Consider the following 17,308-nt stretch of genomic DNA (forward strand, 5'->3'; position numbering starts at 1 on the left):
TCCTTAGCGCAGTAAAGGGTTTACATTTAATTTTAGGGATCAAACATATTTACCGTTGACAGTTCGACCCTGTTTAGCATTACAAATACGCCATCCAAAGCGCTTTGAAAGGCGAGTCGGAACCACCGTGTCAGGCCCGGGCAGTAGAGGCCCAGCAGCGCCGACAGGGGATCACATGGGAGGAATATCTAAATGAAACATGCATTCTACGCGGGTGTTGCAACGCTCGCCCTCAGCGCAGGTATGGCATCGGCAGATGGTCATCTGGCCTTTAAGCCGGGCGAAGGTCCGTTCAGCTGGGACAGCTACAACGCCTGGGCCGAAAGCGCGCCAGACCTGAGCGGCCAGACCGTCACCATTGCCGGCCCTTGGCTGCAGCCCGAAGATGGCTTCTTCAATAACATGCTGGCTTACTTTGAGGCCGCTACTGGCGCTGACGCGATCTACACCGGGTCGGACAGTTTTGAGCAGCAGATCGTGATTGATGCTGAGGCCGGATCAGCCCCCAACGTCGCCGTGTTCCCGCAGCCGGGTCTGGCGGCTGTCATGGCCTCCAAGGGGCAGCTGTATCCGCTGGCGGATGACATGGCCGATTGGGTGCGCACCAACTATGCCGCCGGTCAATCCTGGGTGGATCTGGGCACCTATGCAGATGCCAATGGCGCCGATCAGATGTACGGCTTCTTCTACAACGTGAACGTCAAATCGCTGGTCTGGTACAGCCCGGAAAACTTTGAGGACGCAGGCTACGACGTGCCGACCTCAATGGAAGAGCTGAAAGCACTGACCGAACAGATCGTGGCCGACGGCGAAGTGCCGTGGTGCATCGGTCTGGGATCCGGCGCGGCCACCGGCTGGCCGGCGACCGACTGGGTCGAAGACATGATGCTGCGCACCCAGCCGCCTGAGGTCTATGACGCCTGGACCACCAACCAAATGGCCTTTGACGATCCGCGTGTGATCGCCGCCATTGAAGAGTTCGGCTGGTTCGCCCGTGATGACGCCAAAGTCTCCGGCGGGGCCGGGGCTGTGGCCTCAACCGACTTCCGCGACAGCCCCAAAGGCCTCTTCTCCTCGCCGCCGCAGTGCTACATGCACCGTCAGGCGTCCTTCGTGCCGGCCTTCTTCCCCGAAGATGTGGAGTTCGGTGTAGACACCGATTTCTTCTACATGCCGTCCTACGCGGATAAGGATCTGGGCAACCCGGTTCTGGGCGGTGGTACGCTGATGGCGATCACCGATCCCTCGGATGCAACCAACGTGCTGATGGACTTCCTGAAGCAGCCGATTGCGCATGAAATCATGATGGCACAGACCGGCTTCCTGACCCCGCACAATGGTGCGTCCGTTGATGCCTACAAGGACGACACCCTGCGTGGTCTGGGTGAGATCCTGCTGGGCGCAACCACCTTCCGCTTTGACGGCTCTGACCTGATGCCGGGTGGCGTGGGCGCTGGCAGCTTCTGGACCGGGATGGTGGACTACACCGGCGGCAAATCCGCCGAAGATGTGGCCAAGGAAATTCAGGCCAGCTGGGACGCGCTGAAGTAAGCGACCTCACTGACAATCTGGGCGATCCGGTGCCGTATGGACCGGGTCGCCCACGCATACCGCAAGGACACCTGAGGCCAGCCTGACAGGCCTCATGGATCGGGGGACATCATGCATCCAGCGCTCTTGGGGCTCATCACCATCACAATTGGTGTGTCGAGCTGTGTCGGATATTTCTACCTTTCTAACCTCTTTCTGGACAAAGTGCTGTTTCCGGCGCGCGGGCCCAATGCGGGCCGCAACATCAACCGCGCTAATCTGATCCGGCCCTGGCTGTTCCTGTTTCCCGCGCTTTTCGCGTTGGGGCTCTATCTGGCCTACCCGGTGGTCGAGACACTGCGCCTGTCGCTGACTGAACGCGTGCCGGGCGGTGGTTACAGGTGGGTTGGTCTGGACAACTACGGCCAGATGCTGAGTGAGCCGAAGTTCTGGGAAGCCATCCGAAACAACATGCTGTGGCTCATCGTGGTGCCCGCCATGTCCACCGCTTTTGGCCTGTTGGCCGCCCAACTGACCGATCGGATCAAATGGGGCAATATCGCGAAATCGCTGATCTTTATGCCGATGGCGATTTCCTTTGTCGGCGCCTCGGTGATCTGGAAACTGGTCTATGATGCCCGCCCCGCCGGCACCGATCAGATCGGCGTGCTGAATGCGCTTTACATCTGGTTTGGCGGCACTGAACCGAACACTTGGCTGACCATCCCGTTTTGGAACAACTTCTTCCTGATGGTGGTGCTGATCTGGATCCAGACCGGCTTCGCCATGGTGATCCTGTCCGCTGCCCTGCGCGGCATCCCGGAAGAAACCATCGAGGCGGCCATCGTCGATGGCGCCAGCCCCTTGCAGATCTTTTTCAAGATCAAGGTGCCGCAGATTAAAACAACCATTCTGGTGGTCTGGACCACGATCACCATCACCGTGCTCAAAGTGTTCGACATCGTCTTTGCCATGACCAACGGCCAGTGGGAGACGCAGGTGCTGGCCAATTACATGTATGACAAACTGTTCCGCGCCAACGATTGGGGCGGCGGGTCGGCGGCGGCCATGGTGATCATGCTCCTGGTGATGCCGATCCTTGTCTGGAACGTGCGCAACGCGCGCCGCGAAATGCGCTGAGGGGGCCGGATCATGGACAATATCGCAGGAACCAAATCTACCCTGTCATGGGTCGTGAATATCTCAGTTGTGGTGCTGGTGGTGCTCTGGCTGTTTCCCACCGTGGGCTTGCTGATCTCCTCCTTCCGGACGGCGGATCAGATCGCGGCCAGCGGCTGGTGGAAGGCCCCGTTTGCCACCGAACAGAACCTGAAACTGCGCGCTGCCGGACCGGAGGTGCAGGTGCAACAGGGCGACCTCTATGTGATTGAGGGCCGCCTCGCTGAGGAGGATCTGGACATTTCGGTCTGGGGCATCTCCTCCCGCGCGATTGACGCCTATCAACCCGGCGAAGTGGCCGAGCTGAAAAAAGGCGGCACCATCACAGTGAATGCTGATGGCAGCTACCGCGCGGAAAACACGGAAGAGTTCACCGGCAAGCGTGGCCAGCGGATCTTTGTCACTGCGCTGACCCCGGCCGAGCTGACGTTGGAAAACTATCAGAACATGCTGCTGAGCGAAGAAACCTCAGACGGTATGGTCAAAGCCTTCTTCAACACGCTCACCGTCACCATCCCCGCCACTGTGATCCCGATCCTGATCGCGGCCTTTGCCGCCTATGCGCTGGCCTGGATGGATTTCCCAGGTCGGGCGATTCTGATTGCCGTCATCGTCGGCCTGTTGGTGGTGCCGCTGCAGCTGGCGCTGATCCCGCTTTTGAAGCTGCACCTCGGCATTGGTATTGGCAAAGGCTACCTGGGCGTCTGGCTGGCCCATACCGGGTTTGGTCTGCCGCTGGCGATCTACCTGCTGCGCAACTACATGGCCGGGCTGCCGCGCGACATCATCGAAAACGCCCGCGTGGACGGTGCCAGCGATTTCCAGATCTTCACCCGGATTATCCTGCCGCTCAGCTTCCCGGCGCTGGCCTCTTTTGCGATCTTCCAGTTCCTGTGGACCTGGAACGACCTGCTGGTGGCCAAGGTTTTCCTGATCGACAGTTCAGGCCAGACCACGGTGATGACCAACCAGATCGTCGAGCTGTTGGGCACCCGTGGTGGCAATTGGGAAATTCTTGCCACCGCCGCCTTCGTTTCGATCTCGGTGCCGCTTCTCGTCTTCTTCACAATGCAGAAATACCTCGTGCGCGGCCTTTTGGCTGGCTCGGTTAAATAGGACCTCGCTCATGAACGCTCAATCCAACCAAACTTCCCTGAAACCGCCTGCGCGTGGCGATGACTGGTGGCGCGGTGGGGTGATCTATCAGATCTATCCGCGCAGCTTTCAGGACAGCAACGGTGATGGGATCGGTGATCTGGCCGGCATCACCCAGCGTCTGCCCTATGTCGCCTCACTGGGGGTGGATGCGATCTGGATTTCGCCTTTCTTCACCTCCCCGATGAAGGATTTCGGCTATGACGTCAGCGATTACCGCGACGTGGACCCGATGTTCGGCACCTTGGCCGATTTTGACGCCCTGATGAAAACCGCCCATGGTCTTGGCCTGAAGGTGATGATCGATCTGGTGCTCAGCCACACCTCGGACGAACACCCGTGGTTTAAGGAAAGCCGCCAGAGCCGCGACAACGCCAAATCCGACTGGTTCGTCTGGGCCGACCCACAGCCCGACGGCACCCCGCCGAACAACTGGCTGTCGATCTTTGGCGGGCCGGCCTGGCAATGGGACACCCGGCGTCAACAGTACTATCTGCACAACTTCCTGACCTCACAGCCCGATCTGAACTTCCACACCCGCGATGTGCAGGACGCCTTGTTGGATGTGGCCCGGTTCTGGCTGGAACGCGGCGTTGATGGCTTCCGCCTGGACACCATCAATTTCTACTTCCACGATGCGCAGCTGCGCTCGAACCCGCCGCTGCCTGAGGCGGAGCGCAACGCCTCCATCGCGCCGCAGGTGAACCCCTATAACCACCAGCTGCACCTTTATTCCAAGACCCAGCCGGAAAACATCGCCTTCCTGGAACGGTTGCGCGCGCTGACCGATGAATATGGCGCCCGCGCCTGTCTGGGGGAAGTTGGCGAGGCGCAGCGCGGTGTCGAAGTGATGGGCGAATACACCGCCGGTGAGAAGCGGATGCACATGTGCTACGCCTTCGACTTCCTTGAAAGCCAACCGGCGACTGCCCAGAAGGTGGTTGAAGTGTTTGAGGAGTTGGAGCGTGTGGCACCAGATGCCTGGGCCTGCTGGGCGTTTTCCAACCACGATGTGCCCCGTTACGCCAGCCGCTGGAACCTGTCCGAGGCAGCGGTTTACGCCCATGCGGTGATGTTGTTGAGCCTGCGTGGCTCGGCCTGCCTCTATCAGGGTGAGGAGTTGGGCCTGCACGAAGCGGATGTCGCCTTTGAGGACCTGCAGGATCCTTACGGCATCGAATTCTGGCCTGAGTTCAAGGGGCGCGATGGCTGCCGCACCCCGATGGTGTGGGAAACCCAATCGGAACATGCGGGATTTGGCGATGGCAAACCCTGGTTGCCGGTCAGCGCCGAACAGGCCGCGATGGCGGTCGACCGGCAGGAGGCCGATCCGGAGGCGATGCTGCACCACTATCGCGCCGCCGTTGCCCTGCGTCAGAGCAGCGAAGCGTTGCGAAATGGTGAACAGACCGGCCTTACCGCTAAGGGAAATCTGCTGACCTTCCAAAGGGTTCACGGGGATGAGGTGCTGTTTTGCGCCTTCAACCTTGGCAACGCAGAAGAAAAGCTGGACTTGCCAATTGGCAATTGGACGCCCCTCGGCACAGGGCTGCGCGGCGCGGTGGCACCCGCGGGGCGTGACCTGACGCTGCCGGCATGGGGCTATAGCATTTTGGCCAAGGGGGCGTGATTCGATGGCAGAGCTTAAACTCAGCAATGTTGAGAAGACCTACGGTGGCAGCGTTAATGTGCTCAACAACATCAACCTGGACATCGAAGCCGGTGAGCTGATCGTTTTTGTCGGCCCCTCTGGCTGCGGCAAGTCCACGCTCTTGCGGATGATTGCAGGGCTGGAAAAAATCACCGGGGGGGAGCTGACCATCGATGGTCAGCGGATGAATGACGTGCCCCCGGCGCAGCGTGGCATTGCGATGGTGTTCCAGTCCTATGCGCTCTATCCGCATATGACGGTGCGCGAAAACATGTCCTTCGCCCTGAAGATCGCCAAAAAATCCAAGGCTGAGATTGATGAAGCCGTGAACAAGGCCGCGGCGGTGCTGCAGCTGGAACCCTATCTGGATCGCCTGCCCAAGGCGTTGTCAGGTGGGCAGCGCCAGCGGGTGGCCATCGGCCGCTCCATCGTGCGCGATCCGCAGGTCTATCTGTTTGACGAACCGCTTTCCAATCTCGACGCAGCATTGCGGGTGGCCACACGGATTGAAATCGCCCGCCTGAAAGAGGCCATGCCAGATCGCACCATGATCTATGTGACCCATGATCAGGTGGAGGCGATGACACTGGCCAGCCGGATTGTGGTGCTGGCCAACAAAGGCATCGCGCAGGTCGGCACCCCGCTGGAACTGTATGAAACCCCCGACAATGAATTTGTCGCCCAGTTCATCGGGTCGCCCGCAATGAATCTCCTGCCCGGTAAGATCACGGCGACGGGTCAGGAAACCCATGTCGAACTCACAGGTGGCGGCAAAGCCGTCTCAACCATCCCCACCCGTGAGGGGGATCTGGGCAAGGAGGTCAACATCGGCGTCCGTCCCGAGGATATGGTGCCTACCGAAAGTGAGGCGCTCTACCGTGGCACGGTCAGCTATACCGAGGCCTTGGGCGAGGTGACGCTGCTCTATTTCGATGGCGCCTCCGGTGACGATGGCGTCATCGCCAAACTCCCCGGCATCCACAAAGGCCTGCGCGGGCAAGAGGTGCAGATGGCGGTCGACCCCAGCAAGGTGCATCTGTTCCACAACGGCCAGTCGATGCGGCCAAAGGGCTGACGGATATCGATCCTACAAACAAAAAAGGGCGCGCCGTTTGGCACGCCCTTTTTGTTTCATGTCGCCGGGTTTATTCGGGGCGCGGCGGGATGTTGCGGGCGCGCTGCACGGTCGGGCGTGCCAGGAAGCGCTGCTCATAGGCCACCACGTTTTCAAAGCTGGCGTAGTCCAGCACCTCTTTGGCGCCGTAGAAATCCAGCGCGGTCAGCCAGGGGGCGATGGCCATATCGGCGATGGAATATTCGCCCACGATCCAGTCTTTGCCTTCCAGCGCGCCGTTCAGCACGTTCAGGATACGCTTGGCTTCGTTGATGTAACGCTCACGCGGGCGCGGATCCTCAATCTCAGCACCAGCGAATTTGGTGAAGAAGCCCAGTTGACCAAACATCGGGCCCAGGCCCCCCATCTGGAACATCAGCCATTGCAGGGTCTCGGCCCGTTTTGCGGGGTCGGTGGACAGGAACTTGCCCGACTTCTCGGCCAGGTAAATCAGGATCGCGCCGGATTCAAACACCCCAATCGGGCCACCCTCAGCGGAGGGATCGATGATCGCTGGGATCTTGTTGTTTGGGTTCAGCGACAGAAACTCGGGGCTTTTGACGTCCGCATCCGACAGCGTCACGGTGTGCGCCTCATAGGGCAGGCCGGTTTCTTCCAGCATCAAGGAAACTTTGACGCCGTTCGGGGTGGGGAAGGAATACAGCTGGATGACCGAAGGGTCTTTGGCGGGCCAGCGGTTGTTGATCAGAAAATCGTCGGGAAAAGTCATTTGTGCGCTCCTCAGCAAGTGTTGAGGGAAAAATAGGGACTTTTTCCCAGACAAAAAGTCGCACGACTGTGAAAAAGAAGCATAGTCTGTGTGCATTGAAACACCAAAATAGTCGGTTTGAAACGGACAGGGGAAAGGGAACACTATGCTTCAGGAATTCAAGGACTTCATCGCCAAGGGCAATGTCATGGATATGGCGGTGGGGATTATCATCGGCGCGGCCTTCACTGCGATTGTGAAATCCATGGTGGGGGATCTGCTTAATCCGATTATCGGTCTGTTCACCGGTGGCGTTGATTTCACCAACAACTTTGTGGTGCTGGCCGGTGAGGTCGCGGCAGGCACCAGCCTGGAAGCCGCGCGGGAGGCCGGCGCGGCGGTCTTTGCTTATGGCGCGTTTTTCATGGCGGTGATCAACTTCCTGATCGTGGCCTTCGTGGTCTTCATGCTGGTGCGCTACGTCAACAAGGTGAAAGAGGCCGCTGAAGCCAAGGAAGAAGAGGCCCCGGCCGAAGAAGCGCCCGCCGGGCCAAGTGAGCTGGATGTGCTGCTGGAAATCCGCGACGCGTTGAAGAAGTAATCCGGCGACATGCTGGAACGGGAAAGGGGGCCAAGCGGCCCCCTTCTTTTGTGTTCTCTGAGGTGTGCTGCTTACACTTCGCCGGTGTACTCACCGCGCGCCGGGTAGTTGTTGGCGATGGCGAAGTCGACGGCCCCTAGCAGTTCCGAGAAATGCGGACGCACAAACGGCATGGTCTGCACAGAACCGTAGAACAGGGTCTGCTGTTCGGTCACCAGGAACAGGCCGGGTTCCGAGAACAGTGCGGGCTCTTCAATACCGATCGAGGTTTTGCCGCGCGAGGTGGAGATATAGAGGCCCCATTCCTTGGCGACGGAGAGCGGCAGGTCGTAGGCGAACTTGATCTTGCTGCTTTCGATTTTCTCCTGCATCGCGCGGGTGCGCTCTTCACCGTCGGAGCTGACAGCGATCATGTCGATGCCGCGTTCCGCGAATTTGTCCGCCAGCTTCTCCATCTCGGCCAGGTATTTGGCGCAGATCGGGCAGTGCAGGCCGCGGTAGAAACATACAACGGTGCCACGCTCGGTTTTCTGGGCCGAGAGGTCAAAGTCACCGTGGTCCAGCGTCGGCAGGGTCAGGTTCGGGGTTTTCTGGCGGGGCATCAGCATGGGCTGTCTCCTGTTTTTGGTTAGGATGGGTCAAAGCGAGGGATTGACCATTGGGGCGGTTATGCGCCAATCTTTCGTCAGGAAAACCCGAATAAACTGACCAAGACACCGAAAGGCGCAGGTATGGATCGGCTGAGTGCGTTGATGGAACGGTTCGAAATGCAGATTGAACCGGTGGAACCTGCGGCGGCCAACCTGCTGGTGCTGGGCGATCCCGATGGGGTGCCCTGCCACGTCCTGCTGCGCGGCGCGTCGCGGGGGCGCTGTGGTGACCGGGTGGTTTTTGCCGCGCGGGTCACCTGGGGTGGGGAGGCAAACCCGCTGATGGAGGCGTTGCCCGAAGCGGTGGAATTGCCGTTGCAAGACAGCCCGGAATTGATCGGGTTGATCGCCTTTCTGCAGAGCGAAATTGAAGGCCGCCATTGTGGTGGGCCAACCGTGCAGCGGCGGTTGGGTGAGGTATTGATGGTGCGGCTGTTGCGGCATCAGATCAGCGCCGGCAGCACCGAACCGGGGGTCTTGGCCGGGCTGGCGGATCCACGTTTGTCCCGCGCAGTGGTGGCCATTCACGACCGGCCGGGCCATGGCTGGACCAATGCCGATCTGGCCCAAGAAGCGGGGCTGTCGCTCAGCCGATTTGCCGAGCTGTTTGGGGCCACCGTGGGGATGACCCCGATGGCCTATCTGCGCCACTGGCGGCTGACAGTGGCGCATCAGGACCTGATGCGCGGCGATCGGGTTGAGGCTGTGGCGCGGCGGTACGGCTATGGCTCAGGCGAGGCCTTTGCGCGGGCGTTCAAATCCCGGTTTGGGGTCAAGCCGGTGGCGGTCAGAACCCAACAGGCGGCCTAGTCAAAAAGGTGAGGCCCGACCAGGAGGATCCGGCCGGGCCTCGGGGAACACGGGCGGGGCTGCAACCCCGCCGCGTGAAAGCAATGTCAGGCTTTATTTAATCAGCAACTGGGGCGAGGTCACGTCGATTCCCAGCGCCTTGCCCACAGCGTAGTAGGTCAGCTTGCCCGCGTGGACATTCAGACCGTTCAGCAGATGCTCATCCTCGGCACAGGCCTGTTTCCAGCCTTTGTTCGCCAGCGCCATCATGAAAGGCATGGTGGCATTGCCAAGCGCGATGGTCGAGGTGCGGGCAACCGCGCCGGGCATGTTGGCCACACAGTAGTGCATCACGCCATCCACCTCATAGATCGGGTCGGCGTGGGTGGTGGCACGCGAGGTTTCAAAGCAACCACCTTGGTCGATTGCAACGTCCACCAGCGCGGCACCCGGCTTCATTTCGGACAGCTGGGCGCGGCTGATCAGCTTGGGCGCGGCGGCGCCGGGGATCAGTACGGCGCCAACAACCATATCGGCCTGTGCCACCAGTTCGGCAGTGTTGCCCTTGGAGGCGTAGGAGGTTTTGAACTCCCCACGGAAGGCATCATCCAGATAGCGCAGGCGCGGCAGCGACATGTCCAGCACGGTGACATCTGCGCCCATGCCAGCCGCCACACGGGCCGCATGGGTGCCAACAACACCGCCACCGATCACAACCACATTGGCCGGGGCCACACCGGGCACGCCGCCCATCAGAACACCACGGCCGCCGTTGGCCTTTTGCAGGGTCCAGGCGCCCACCTGCGGTGCCAGTTTGCCGGCCACTTCGGACATCGGCGCCAGCAGCGGCAGGCCACCGTTGCGGTCGGTCACGGTTTCATAGGCAATGGCGGTACAGCCGGATTCGATCAGATCGTGGGTCTGATCGGGATCGGGAGCCAGGTGCAGGTAGGTAAACAGCAGTTGGCCTTCGCGCAGCATCTTGCGTTCTACGGCCTGGGGTTCCTTGACCTTCACGATCATGTCGGCGGTGGCAAAGATCTCCTCGGCGGTGTCCAGAATGGCGGCACCTGCGGCGACGTAATCTTCGTTGCTGAAGCCAGAGCCGACACCGGCGTTGGTTTCGATCACCACCTGATGGCCAGCGGCCACGGCTTCACGTGCCGCGTTCGGGGTCATCCCGACGCGGAATTCCTGCGGTTTAATTTCCTTGGGGCATCCGATTTTCATCGCGCCATCTCCTCATAGGCATGAAATCATCTCTGATGACAGAATGTCGCAGTTCGGGCGCAAAAGGGTTGAAATCCAGTGCAATGTTAGCGCTACTAAAGGCAGGATCTTCGATATGTCTGCTATAACGACGAAGGATTTTGTGCAAATGTCACTCGACGCGACAGATCAGCGTATTCTGAACGTACTTCAGCGCAAGGGTCGTATTTCTAATGCTGATCTGTCTGAGGCGGTGAATCTTTCGGCCTCAGCCTGTCACCGGCGGGTGCAGCGGCTGGAGGCAGAAGGCTACATCCGCGACTATGTTGCGCTGCTGGATCCCCGGAAAATCGGGGTGTCGACCACGGTGTTTGTTGAGATCACGCTGCAGGGACAGGCGGATGAGTTGCTGGAGGCCTTTGAAAAGGCGGTGGCGCGTATTCCTGATGTTTTGGAATGTCACCTGATGGCGGGAACTGCAGATTATATTCTGAAGGTTGTCGCCGAAAGCACCGAGGATTTTGCCCGCATTCACCGCCAGCATCTGGCGCGTCTTCCGGGGGTGGCGCAGATGCAATCCAGCTTTGCCCTGCGTACGGTGTTTAAGACAACCGCGTTGCCGCTCTGAAGCGGGAAAACTTGCAAAGACGGCTACCGTATCTCTACGGCTCTTGAATTGTCTGACATTTGAGGCAACACTCCGCGCCACGTGACGCGGTTTGGTGTTGCGGCAGATCAGTGGGGTGAGGCATGAGCTGGGATTATATCGTTGTTGGGGCCGGTAGCGCAGGATGCGTGTTGGCAAAGCGGTTGGCGGACGCTGGCAAGAAGGTGCTGCTGTTAGAGGCCGGGGGCAGCGACAATTACCACTGGATCCACATCCCGATGGGTTACCTTTATTGCATTGGCAATCCCCGCACCGACTGGATGTTCAAAACCGCCGAAGAGCCGGGGCTGAACGGACGATCGCTGATCTATCCGCGCGGCAAGGTGCTGGGCGGCTGTTCCTCGATCAACGGGATGCTGTACCTGCGAGGGCAGGCGGCGGATTACGACGGTTGGCGTCAGGCTGGCAATGTGGGCTGGGGCTGGGACGATGTGCTGCCCTATTTTAAGAAGTCCGAAGATTACGTTGAAGGCGCTGACGACCTGCATGGCGAAGGTGGCGAATGGCGGGTGGATCACCAGCGGCTGCAATGGGATGTGCTGGATGACTGGATGGAGGCCGCCAATCAGGCCGGTCTGCCCAAGGTCACGGATTTCAACCGCGGCAACAACGAAGGGGTTGGTTACTTCAAGGTGAACCAGAAACGCGGGTGGCGGATGAACACCGCCAAGGCCTTCCTGCGGCGCACCAAAGGTCAGGCCCTCAGCGTTGAGACCCATGCCCACACCCGCCGGGTGATCATCGAAGATGGCCGTGCGGTCGGGGTGGAATATGAACAAAAGGGTCAGGTGAAACAGGCCCGCGCCAGTGGCGAGGTGATCCTGTCGGCGGGCGCCATCGGCTCGCCCCAGATCCTGCAGCTGTCGGGCATCGGCCCGGGGGCATTGCTGCAGCACCATGGCATTGAGGTGCAGGTAGAGCAGGCGCAGGTGGGTGGCAATCTGCAGGACCATCTGCAACTGCGCTGCGCCTGGAAGCTGGACGGGGCCAAGACCCTGAACACCATGGCCAACAGCCTGATCGGCAAGGCAAAGATCGGGCTGGAATATGTGATGAAACGCTCTGGCCCGATGTCGATGGCACCGTCGCAGTTGGGGGCCTTTGCCAAATCGCGGCCTGATCTGGAAACGCCGGATTTGGAGTTTCACGTGCAGCCCCTGACGTTGGAGGCCTTTGGCCAGCCGCTGCATGACTTCCCGGCGATGACCGCCTCGGTCTGTAACCTGCGCCCTGAAAGCCGCGGCGTGGTTGAGATCACATCGAAGGATCCCAAGGCCAAGCCGAAGATTGCCCCGAACTACCTGTCCACCGAAGGCGACCGCGCAGTGGCGGCGAATTCGATCCGTCTGGCACGGCGGGTGATGGAACAGGGTGCGATGGCGAAATACAATCCCGAAGAGATGAAACCGGGGGTCACCGCCCAGACCGAGGAAGAGCTGGCCGCCGCGGCAGGGGACATCGGCACCACCATTTTCCACCCCTCCGGCACGGTTCATATGGGGACCAGCGATAATGCGCCGCTGGACCCGCGTTTGCGCCTGCGCGGCGTCGATGGGCTGCGGGTGGTGGATTGTTCGGTGATGCCCACAATCGTTTCGGGCAACACCAATTCCCCGACCATTATGATCGCCGAAAAAGCCAGTGACATGATCCTTGAGGATGCGCGCGCCTAAGCGGGCGGGCAAAAAGAAACCCCCGGGCGCTCAGGGCGACCGGGGGTTCTAACTTATCCGTTCAAAAGCTAGCAAAAGCCTTTGAGAAGAAGATCTTAGAGCAGACCTTCGCGCTGGGCTTTCTTGCGTGCCAGCTTGCGGGCACGACGTACGGCTTCAGCTTTCTCGCGCGCTTTTTTGACGGACGGCTTCTCGAAATGCTGCTTGAGCTTCATTTCGCGGAAGACACCTTCGCGCTGGAGCTTTTTCTTCAGGGCACGGAGCGCCTGATCGACGTTGTTGTCACGAACAGAAACCTGCATGTGGTTTTCACCACCTTTCTAGTTAAGTTGCATGAAGTTGCAGGAGGTGGTCCTTTAGCAAGGAAGGCTCTATTTGTCTAGTGGACGCTCACTCAAGAAGGATGACGGCGGATGACCGGTTCTGAAATGCCTGACCCAAAGGATCTGCTGCTGGATGCGGCATTGATGCATGTGCCTTTTGATGGCTGGACTGAGGTGACCTGGGAGGCGGCGCTGGCGGATGTGGATGTGAACCCCGTTGTGGCCAATGCCCTGTGTCCGCGCGGGGCGCTGGATCTTGCGGTGGCCTATCATCACAGGGGCGATGCCCTGATGCTGGACCGGCTGGCCGGGGCAGATCTGGGCGAGATGCGGTTTCGCGATCGGATCGCCGCTGCGGTGCGGTTCCGGCTGGAAGTGGTTGAAGATAAAGAACTTGTGCGCCGTGGCATGACCCTGTTTGCCCTGCCGCATCACGCGGCGGAGGGCACCCGGCTGGTCTGGGGCACGGTGGATCACATCTGGACGGCACTGGGTGACAATTCGGACGATGTGAATTGGTACACCAAACGCGCGACGCTGTCGGGCGTTTACAGCAGCACATTGCTGTACTGGCTGGGCGACGAGAGCGAAGACCACGCCGCCAGCTGGAAGTTTCTGGAGCGCCGCATCGAAAATGTGATGCAGTTTGAGAAGCTGAAGGCAGGCGTGCGGGACAACAAGCTGCTGTCGGGTGTGCTGAAGGGGCCGCTGGCGGTGCTGGAGCGAATCAAAGCACCGGGCAGTGCGCGAAATGACCTGCCGGGCAGTTTGAACAATCGATAACCGATGAACATGAGGGAGGGCGGCATGGCTGAACCAATGCGCGCTGTGGAGATTACCGAGGCCGGTGGCCCGGAGGTGTTGAAACTCTGTCAGCGGCCAGTGCCAGAGCCGGCGCCGGGGCAGGTGGTGATCAAGGTGGCCTATGCTGGGGTGAATCGCCCGGATGCGCTGCAACGGGCCGGGAAATATGCCCCGCCGCCCACCGCCAGTGACCTGCCGGGGTTGGAGGCCTCGGGCGAGATTGTGGCGCTGGGGGCGGGTGTCAGCGGCTGGTCTATCGGCGATCAGGTCTGCGCCCTGCTGCCCGGTGGTGGCTACGCTGAATATGTGGCAACACCTGCCGCCCATTGTCTGCCGGTGCCTGATGGCATGGGGCTGAAAGAGGCGGCCTGCCTGCCCGAAACCTATTTCACCGTCTGGTCCAACGTGTTCCAACGTGGCGGGCTACAGGCCGGGGAGCGGTTTTTGATCCACGGTGGGTCTTCGGGAATCGGGACAACGGCCATTCAGCTGGCACGTGAATTTGGTGCCCGGGTCTTTGTGACCGTGGGCAATCAGGACAAGGCCAAAGCCTGTGCTGCCCTCGGGGCGGAGCGCACGATCATCTATAAGGATGAAGATTTCGTTGAGGTGATGCGGGCCGAAGGCGGCGCGGATCTGATCCTGGATATGGTCGGCGGTCTATATATTCCGCGTAATATTCGTACGCTGGCGGATGACGGACGGCTGGTGCAGATCGCTTTTTTGCAGGGTCCGAAGGTTGAGTTGAATTTTGCACAGGTGATGACCCGCAGGTTGACTATTACCGGATCTACGCTGCGCCCGCAAAGTGATCTGGCAAAAGCCAAGATTGCAGATAGCCTGCGCGAACATGTTTGGCCATTATTGAATGCCGGTCGTATTGCGCCGGTGATGGACAGCGAATTCCCATTGCATGAGGCCAGCGCTGCACACGCACGGATGGAAGCCAGCGGTCATATCGGTAAGATCGTTCTCAAGGTTTCTTAACGATCTGACATCTTTGATGTTTTTATTGACGTAGCGTTATGCAGCGTCAGCGATAATTCGGAAATGGGTATTTCGATCTAAGGTCGAGATACCCGTTCTTTTTTGCGGAATTATCTATTCATTAATTGATTTATCCAATTTTACTTCTCATAGATTTTGCCACGTAAAAAATGGTACTGGAAATGACTGATACTATCTCAATCGCTGAATTCGACTTTGATGCGCTCTCGCTGGCGGAATTGAAATCGCTGGAAAAGAAGGTTGTAAAAGCAATTGCAACTTTTGAAGATCGCAAAAAGAAAGAAGCGCTGTCTGAGCTGGAAGCAAAAGCCAAGGAATTGGGATACTCACTGTCTGAGCTGACTGGCGGTAAAGCGCCCAAGATGAAAGTGGCAGGCAGCCCGAAATATCGCAACCCCGCAGACCCGACGCAAACCTGGACCGGCAAAGGCCGCCGGCCCGATTGGTTTAATGCGGCGCTGGCCGCCGGCACCTCTGCCGACGACCTGGCGATCTAAAGGCTGGCCAAAGGCCGCGCTTATCGCACCGGATCAAAAAGCGCGTCTGTCATCTGACAGTCGCGCACCACATCCCGGCCACAGGGAACGGGATCCAGATCTTTGGACAGACAGACCCGCACCTCCTGAATCCGGTTGGATTTGCAGGTGACGGTGACCATGTCTGGCTCCAGATCAGGGTTGGCTTTCAGGAAGGCCTCCTCCACCACACGCGCGGGCAGTTTCACCGTCTTCTCCAACTTGCGGAACACCGCTGGCCGGGTCACTGTGCCATAGGCCTGACGGGACAGCGCGTAATAGGCGCGTGCGGAGAGGCCAGAACAGGTGCCGTGCTTTTTCCACTGGTGCCAGGCCAGACCAGAAGTGCCCATGATATCGGCCATTCCTGCGGTCATCTGGCGGCTCGGCTGGCGTGCGGTCGTGGGGCAGTAGGACGGCCAGCCGCGGTGAAACTGCGGCCACAGCCCATGCAGGATCCAGCCATGATCGGCGTTGTCCTCGCATTGCGGTGACTGCCGCGCATCCCCTTCCAGCGCACACCAGGTCGGCGACCAGCTGAGCGCCATGACGTAATAGTCAAAAACGCCCGAACGCTCCCCCTCTGCCTGAGCGGGGGCAGCGGCGGTTAGGGCGATAAGGCATGCGCCAGCTAGGCGGCTCAGCCCCTTAAAGAATGGGTGAAATACGCGGGAATTGCGACGTGGGCGGGGCAAATGCATTCTCTCTTTCCTTATCAACTCTGAAAGACTATATAGGGGCCAAGTTCCCCCTAAAAGGTGATCCGTTCCGTCCCGGGACAGCCTGTTTCAGGCGACGGGGAAGTTGTAAGTTAAGGAGACATGCAATGTCCAAGCCGATTATGGCCAAAGCCACCGCTGTCTGGCTGATCGACAACACCACGATCAGCTTCAAGCAGATCGCCGATTTTGTCGGCATGCATGAGCTGGAGATTCAGGGCATCGCGGATGGCGATGTGGCCCCCGGCGTCAAAGGGTTTGACCCGGTCGCCAACAACCAGCTGACGCAGGAAGAGATTGATGCGGCAGAGAAAAGCCCGCTGCACAAGCTGAAGCTGAAGTTCAACGCCGCAGCTGTTGGCGAAGAAAAGCGCCGTGGCCCGCGCTACACTCCGCTGTCCAAGCGTCAGGACCGCCCGGCGTCGATCTACTGGCTGGTGAAGTTCCACCCCGAACTGTCGGATGGTCAGATCAGCAAGCTGGTCGGTACCACCAAGCCGACCATTCAGGCGATTCGCGAACGCACCCATTGGAACATCGCCAACATCACCCCGGTGGATCCGGTGGCACTGGGCCTGTGTAAACAGTCCGAGCTGGATTCGGCGGTGCAGAAAGCCGTTGCCAAGAAAGCCGCTGAAGGTGGCGTGATGAGCGACGATGAGCGCCGCAAGCTGGTGAGCACCGAACAGTCGCTGGCGATGGAAGAAGAAGCGCCGAAGATCCCGACCGCGATTGAAGGTCTGGAGACCTTTAGCCTTGGCGGTGACGATGAGGACGAAAAAGAAGAAGAGATCATCGATGCTGATAGCTTCTTCAACCTCCCCGGCGGATCGGACGAAGACGAACAGCCCTAAGCGCTGTCACGTCTTTGAAGATTGCAAAAACCCCTGCGGGCCCGGCCCGTGGGGGTTTTTCTTTGCGCGCTGATTGGTGGCCGGGCGGCGCGTCTGCCCGCGCGCCTGTTGCCCTGTTCCGTGCGCGCCGCGCAGCATCTGAGGCGCCGGTTGAGAGG

The 17,308-nt window shown here is 59.7% G+C and carries 18 protein-coding genes; 13 read left to right on the plus strand and 5 right to left on the minus strand.

Going from position 1 to position 17,308, the window contains the following annotated elements; translation table 11 throughout:
- Window positions 1-192 precede the first annotated feature (192 nt).
- The 5 genes from TL5118_RS13135 (at window position 193) to TL5118_RS13155 (ending at window position 6,590) form a co-directional block, all read left to right on the plus strand.
- On the plus strand, window positions 193-1,551 hold the full coding sequence (locus tag TL5118_RS13135) for an ABC transporter substrate-binding protein (RefSeq protein WP_058245278.1): 1,359 nt from the start codon (window positions 193-195) through the stop codon (window positions 1,549-1,551).
- A gap of 111 nt (window positions 1,552-1,662) precedes the next feature.
- Window positions 1,663-2,670 (plus strand): carbohydrate ABC transporter permease, encoded by a 1,008-nt coding sequence (locus tag TL5118_RS13140; protein WP_058245277.1) that lies wholly within the window; start codon window positions 1,663-1,665, stop codon window positions 2,668-2,670.
- Window positions 2,671-2,682: 12 nt separating this feature from the next.
- Window positions 2,683-3,825 carry a carbohydrate ABC transporter permease gene (locus tag TL5118_RS13145; RefSeq protein WP_058245276.1) on the plus strand — a complete coding sequence of 381 codons (1,143 nt, stop codon included), beginning with the start codon at window positions 2,683-2,685 and terminating at the stop codon, window positions 3,823-3,825.
- A 10-nt stretch (window positions 3,826-3,835) separates the two neighbouring features.
- Window positions 3,836-5,494 (plus strand): alpha-glucosidase, encoded by a 1,659-nt coding sequence (locus TL5118_RS13150; RefSeq protein WP_058245275.1) that lies wholly within the window; start codon window positions 3,836-3,838, stop codon window positions 5,492-5,494.
- 4 nt (window positions 5,495-5,498) lie between these two features.
- Entirely contained in the window at window positions 5,499-6,590 is a 1,092-nt protein-coding gene (locus tag TL5118_RS13155; RefSeq protein WP_058245274.1) for an ABC transporter ATP-binding protein, read from the plus strand.
- 70 nt (window positions 6,591-6,660) lie between these two features.
- Here TL5118_RS13155 and TL5118_RS13160 read toward each other — a convergent pair whose 3' ends face one another.
- Window positions 6,661-7,359 carry a glutathione S-transferase N-terminal domain-containing protein gene (locus TL5118_RS13160; protein WP_058245273.1) on the minus strand — a complete coding sequence of 233 codons (699 nt, stop codon included), beginning with the start codon at window positions 7,357-7,359 and terminating at the stop codon, window positions 6,661-6,663.
- Between the two features lie 145 nt (window positions 7,360-7,504).
- Between TL5118_RS13160 and mscL the strand changes: the two genes are divergently transcribed.
- The gene (mscL, locus tag TL5118_RS13165) at window positions 7,505-7,939 is read left to right on the plus strand and encodes a large conductance mechanosensitive channel protein MscL (RefSeq protein WP_058245272.1); all 435 of its coding nucleotides are present in this window, start codon (window positions 7,505-7,507) and stop codon (window positions 7,937-7,939) included.
- A gap of 71 nt (window positions 7,940-8,010) precedes the next feature.
- Here mscL and TL5118_RS13170 read toward each other — a convergent pair whose 3' ends face one another.
- Window positions 8,011-8,547 (minus strand): peroxiredoxin-like family protein, encoded by a 537-nt coding sequence (locus TL5118_RS13170; RefSeq protein ID WP_058245271.1) that lies wholly within the window; start codon window positions 8,545-8,547, stop codon window positions 8,011-8,013.
- A 123-nt stretch (window positions 8,548-8,670) separates the two neighbouring features.
- Here TL5118_RS13170 and TL5118_RS13175 point away from each other — a divergent pair, with 123 nt between their 5' ends.
- A complete protein-coding gene (locus tag TL5118_RS13175; RefSeq protein ID WP_058245270.1) occupies window positions 8,671-9,399 on the plus strand; it encodes a helix-turn-helix transcriptional regulator in 729 nt (242 codons plus the stop codon).
- Window positions 9,400-9,492: 93 nt separating this feature from the next.
- Here the strand turns inward: TL5118_RS13175 and ald are convergent, their stop codons facing one another.
- On the minus strand, window positions 9,493-10,608 hold the full coding sequence (gene ald / locus TL5118_RS13180; protein WP_058245269.1) for an alanine dehydrogenase: 1,116 nt from the start codon (window positions 10,606-10,608) through the stop codon (window positions 9,493-9,495).
- A gap of 148 nt (window positions 10,609-10,756) precedes the next feature.
- On the opposite strand from ald, the gene TL5118_RS13185 reads away from it, so the two are divergent.
- Entirely contained in the window at window positions 10,757-11,215 is a 459-nt protein-coding gene (locus TL5118_RS13185; protein WP_058245268.1) for an Lrp/AsnC family transcriptional regulator, read from the plus strand.
- Between the two features lie 122 nt (window positions 11,216-11,337).
- Entirely contained in the window at window positions 11,338-12,927 is a 1,590-nt protein-coding gene (locus tag TL5118_RS13190) for a GMC family oxidoreductase (protein ID WP_058245267.1), read from the plus strand.
- A gap of 95 nt (window positions 12,928-13,022) precedes the next feature.
- On the opposite strand, the gene rpsU is transcribed toward TL5118_RS13190, so the two are convergent.
- A complete protein-coding gene (gene rpsU, locus TL5118_RS13195; protein ID WP_043871123.1) occupies window positions 13,023-13,229 on the minus strand; it encodes a 30S ribosomal protein S21 in 207 nt (68 codons plus the stop codon).
- Window positions 13,230-13,340: 111 nt separating this feature from the next.
- On the opposite strand from rpsU, the gene TL5118_RS13200 reads away from it, so the two are divergent.
- The 3 genes from TL5118_RS13200 to TL5118_RS13210 all read left to right on the plus strand — a co-directional run bounded on the left by TL5118_RS13200 (window position 13,341) and on the right by TL5118_RS13210 (window position 15,559).
- Window positions 13,341-14,033: a COQ9 family protein gene (locus TL5118_RS13200; protein WP_106404216.1), complete on the plus strand. Its 693-nt coding sequence runs from the start codon at window positions 13,341-13,343 to the stop codon at window positions 14,031-14,033.
- 24 nt (window positions 14,034-14,057) lie between these two features.
- Complete coding sequence (locus TL5118_RS13205; protein WP_058245266.1) at window positions 14,058-15,041, plus strand: NAD(P)H-quinone oxidoreductase; 984 nt, start codon at window positions 14,058-14,060, stop codon at window positions 15,039-15,041.
- A 182-nt stretch (window positions 15,042-15,223) separates the two neighbouring features.
- Complete coding sequence (locus tag TL5118_RS13210) at window positions 15,224-15,559, plus strand: H-NS histone family protein (protein WP_058245265.1); 336 nt, start codon at window positions 15,224-15,226, stop codon at window positions 15,557-15,559.
- A gap of 20 nt (window positions 15,560-15,579) precedes the next feature.
- Here TL5118_RS13210 and TL5118_RS13215 read toward each other — a convergent pair whose 3' ends face one another.
- Entirely contained in the window at window positions 15,580-16,278 is a 699-nt protein-coding gene (locus TL5118_RS13215; protein ID WP_082626435.1) for a ribonuclease T2 family protein, read from the minus strand.
- 125 nt (window positions 16,279-16,403) lie between these two features.
- On the opposite strand from TL5118_RS13215, the gene TL5118_RS13220 reads away from it, so the two are divergent.
- A complete protein-coding gene (locus TL5118_RS13220; RefSeq protein ID WP_058245264.1) occupies window positions 16,404-17,150 on the plus strand; it encodes a DUF1013 domain-containing protein in 747 nt (248 codons plus the stop codon).
- The last annotated feature ends 158 nt before the right edge of the window (window positions 17,151-17,308 follow it).

The organism is Thalassovita autumnalis (assembly GCF_001458255.1).
GTDB lineage: Bacteria > Pseudomonadota > Alphaproteobacteria > Rhodobacterales > Rhodobacteraceae > Thalassobius > Thalassobius autumnalis.

What these genes read in the sequence shown, in the direction of transcription:
- TL5118_RS13135 (WP_058245278.1), top strand. Translation starts at nt 193, where the DNA reads ATGAAACATGCATTCTACGCGGGTGTTGCAACGCTCGCCCTCAGCGCA.
- TL5118_RS13140 (WP_058245277.1), top strand. Translation starts at nt 1,663, where the DNA reads ATGCATCCAGCGCTCTTGGGGCTCATCACCATCACAATTGGTGTGTCG.
- TL5118_RS13145 (WP_058245276.1), top strand. Translation starts at nt 2,683, where the DNA reads ATGGACAATATCGCAGGAACCAAATCTACCCTGTCATGGGTCGTGAAT.
- TL5118_RS13150 (WP_058245275.1), top strand. Translation starts at nt 3,836, where the DNA reads ATGAACGCTCAATCCAACCAAACTTCCCTGAAACCGCCTGCGCGTGGC.
- TL5118_RS13155 (WP_058245274.1), top strand. Translation starts at nt 5,499, where the DNA reads ATGGCAGAGCTTAAACTCAGCAATGTTGAGAAGACCTACGGTGGCAGC.
- TL5118_RS13160 (WP_058245273.1), bottom strand. Translation starts at nt 7,359, where the DNA reads ATGACTTTTCCCGACGATTTTCTGATCAACAACCGCTGGCCCGCCAAA.
- mscL (WP_058245272.1), top strand. Translation starts at nt 7,505, where the DNA reads ATGCTTCAGGAATTCAAGGACTTCATCGCCAAGGGCAATGTCATGGAT.
- TL5118_RS13170 (WP_058245271.1), bottom strand. Translation starts at nt 8,547, where the DNA reads ATGCTGATGCCCCGCCAGAAAACCCCGAACCTGACCCTGCCGACGCTG.
- TL5118_RS13175 (WP_058245270.1), top strand. Translation starts at nt 8,671, where the DNA reads ATGGATCGGCTGAGTGCGTTGATGGAACGGTTCGAAATGCAGATTGAA.
- ald (WP_058245269.1), bottom strand. Translation starts at nt 10,608, where the DNA reads ATGAAAATCGGATGCCCCAAGGAAATTAAACCGCAGGAATTCCGCGTC.
- TL5118_RS13185 (WP_058245268.1), top strand. Translation starts at nt 10,757, where the DNA reads ATGTCACTCGACGCGACAGATCAGCGTATTCTGAACGTACTTCAGCGC.
- TL5118_RS13190 (WP_058245267.1), top strand. Translation starts at nt 11,338, where the DNA reads ATGAGCTGGGATTATATCGTTGTTGGGGCCGGTAGCGCAGGATGCGTG.
- rpsU (WP_043871123.1), bottom strand. Translation starts at nt 13,229, where the DNA reads ATGCAGGTTTCTGTTCGTGACAACAACGTCGATCAGGCGCTCCGTGCC.
- TL5118_RS13200 (WP_106404216.1), top strand. Translation starts at nt 13,341, where the DNA reads ATGACCGGTTCTGAAATGCCTGACCCAAAGGATCTGCTGCTGGATGCG.
- TL5118_RS13205 (WP_058245266.1), top strand. Translation starts at nt 14,058, where the DNA reads ATGGCTGAACCAATGCGCGCTGTGGAGATTACCGAGGCCGGTGGCCCG.
- TL5118_RS13210 (WP_058245265.1), top strand. Translation starts at nt 15,224, where the DNA reads ATGACTGATACTATCTCAATCGCTGAATTCGACTTTGATGCGCTCTCG.
- TL5118_RS13215 (WP_082626435.1), bottom strand. Translation starts at nt 16,278, where the DNA reads ATGCATTTGCCCCGCCCACGTCGCAATTCCCGCGTATTTCACCCATTC.
- TL5118_RS13220 (WP_058245264.1), top strand. Translation starts at nt 16,404, where the DNA reads ATGTCCAAGCCGATTATGGCCAAAGCCACCGCTGTCTGGCTGATCGAC.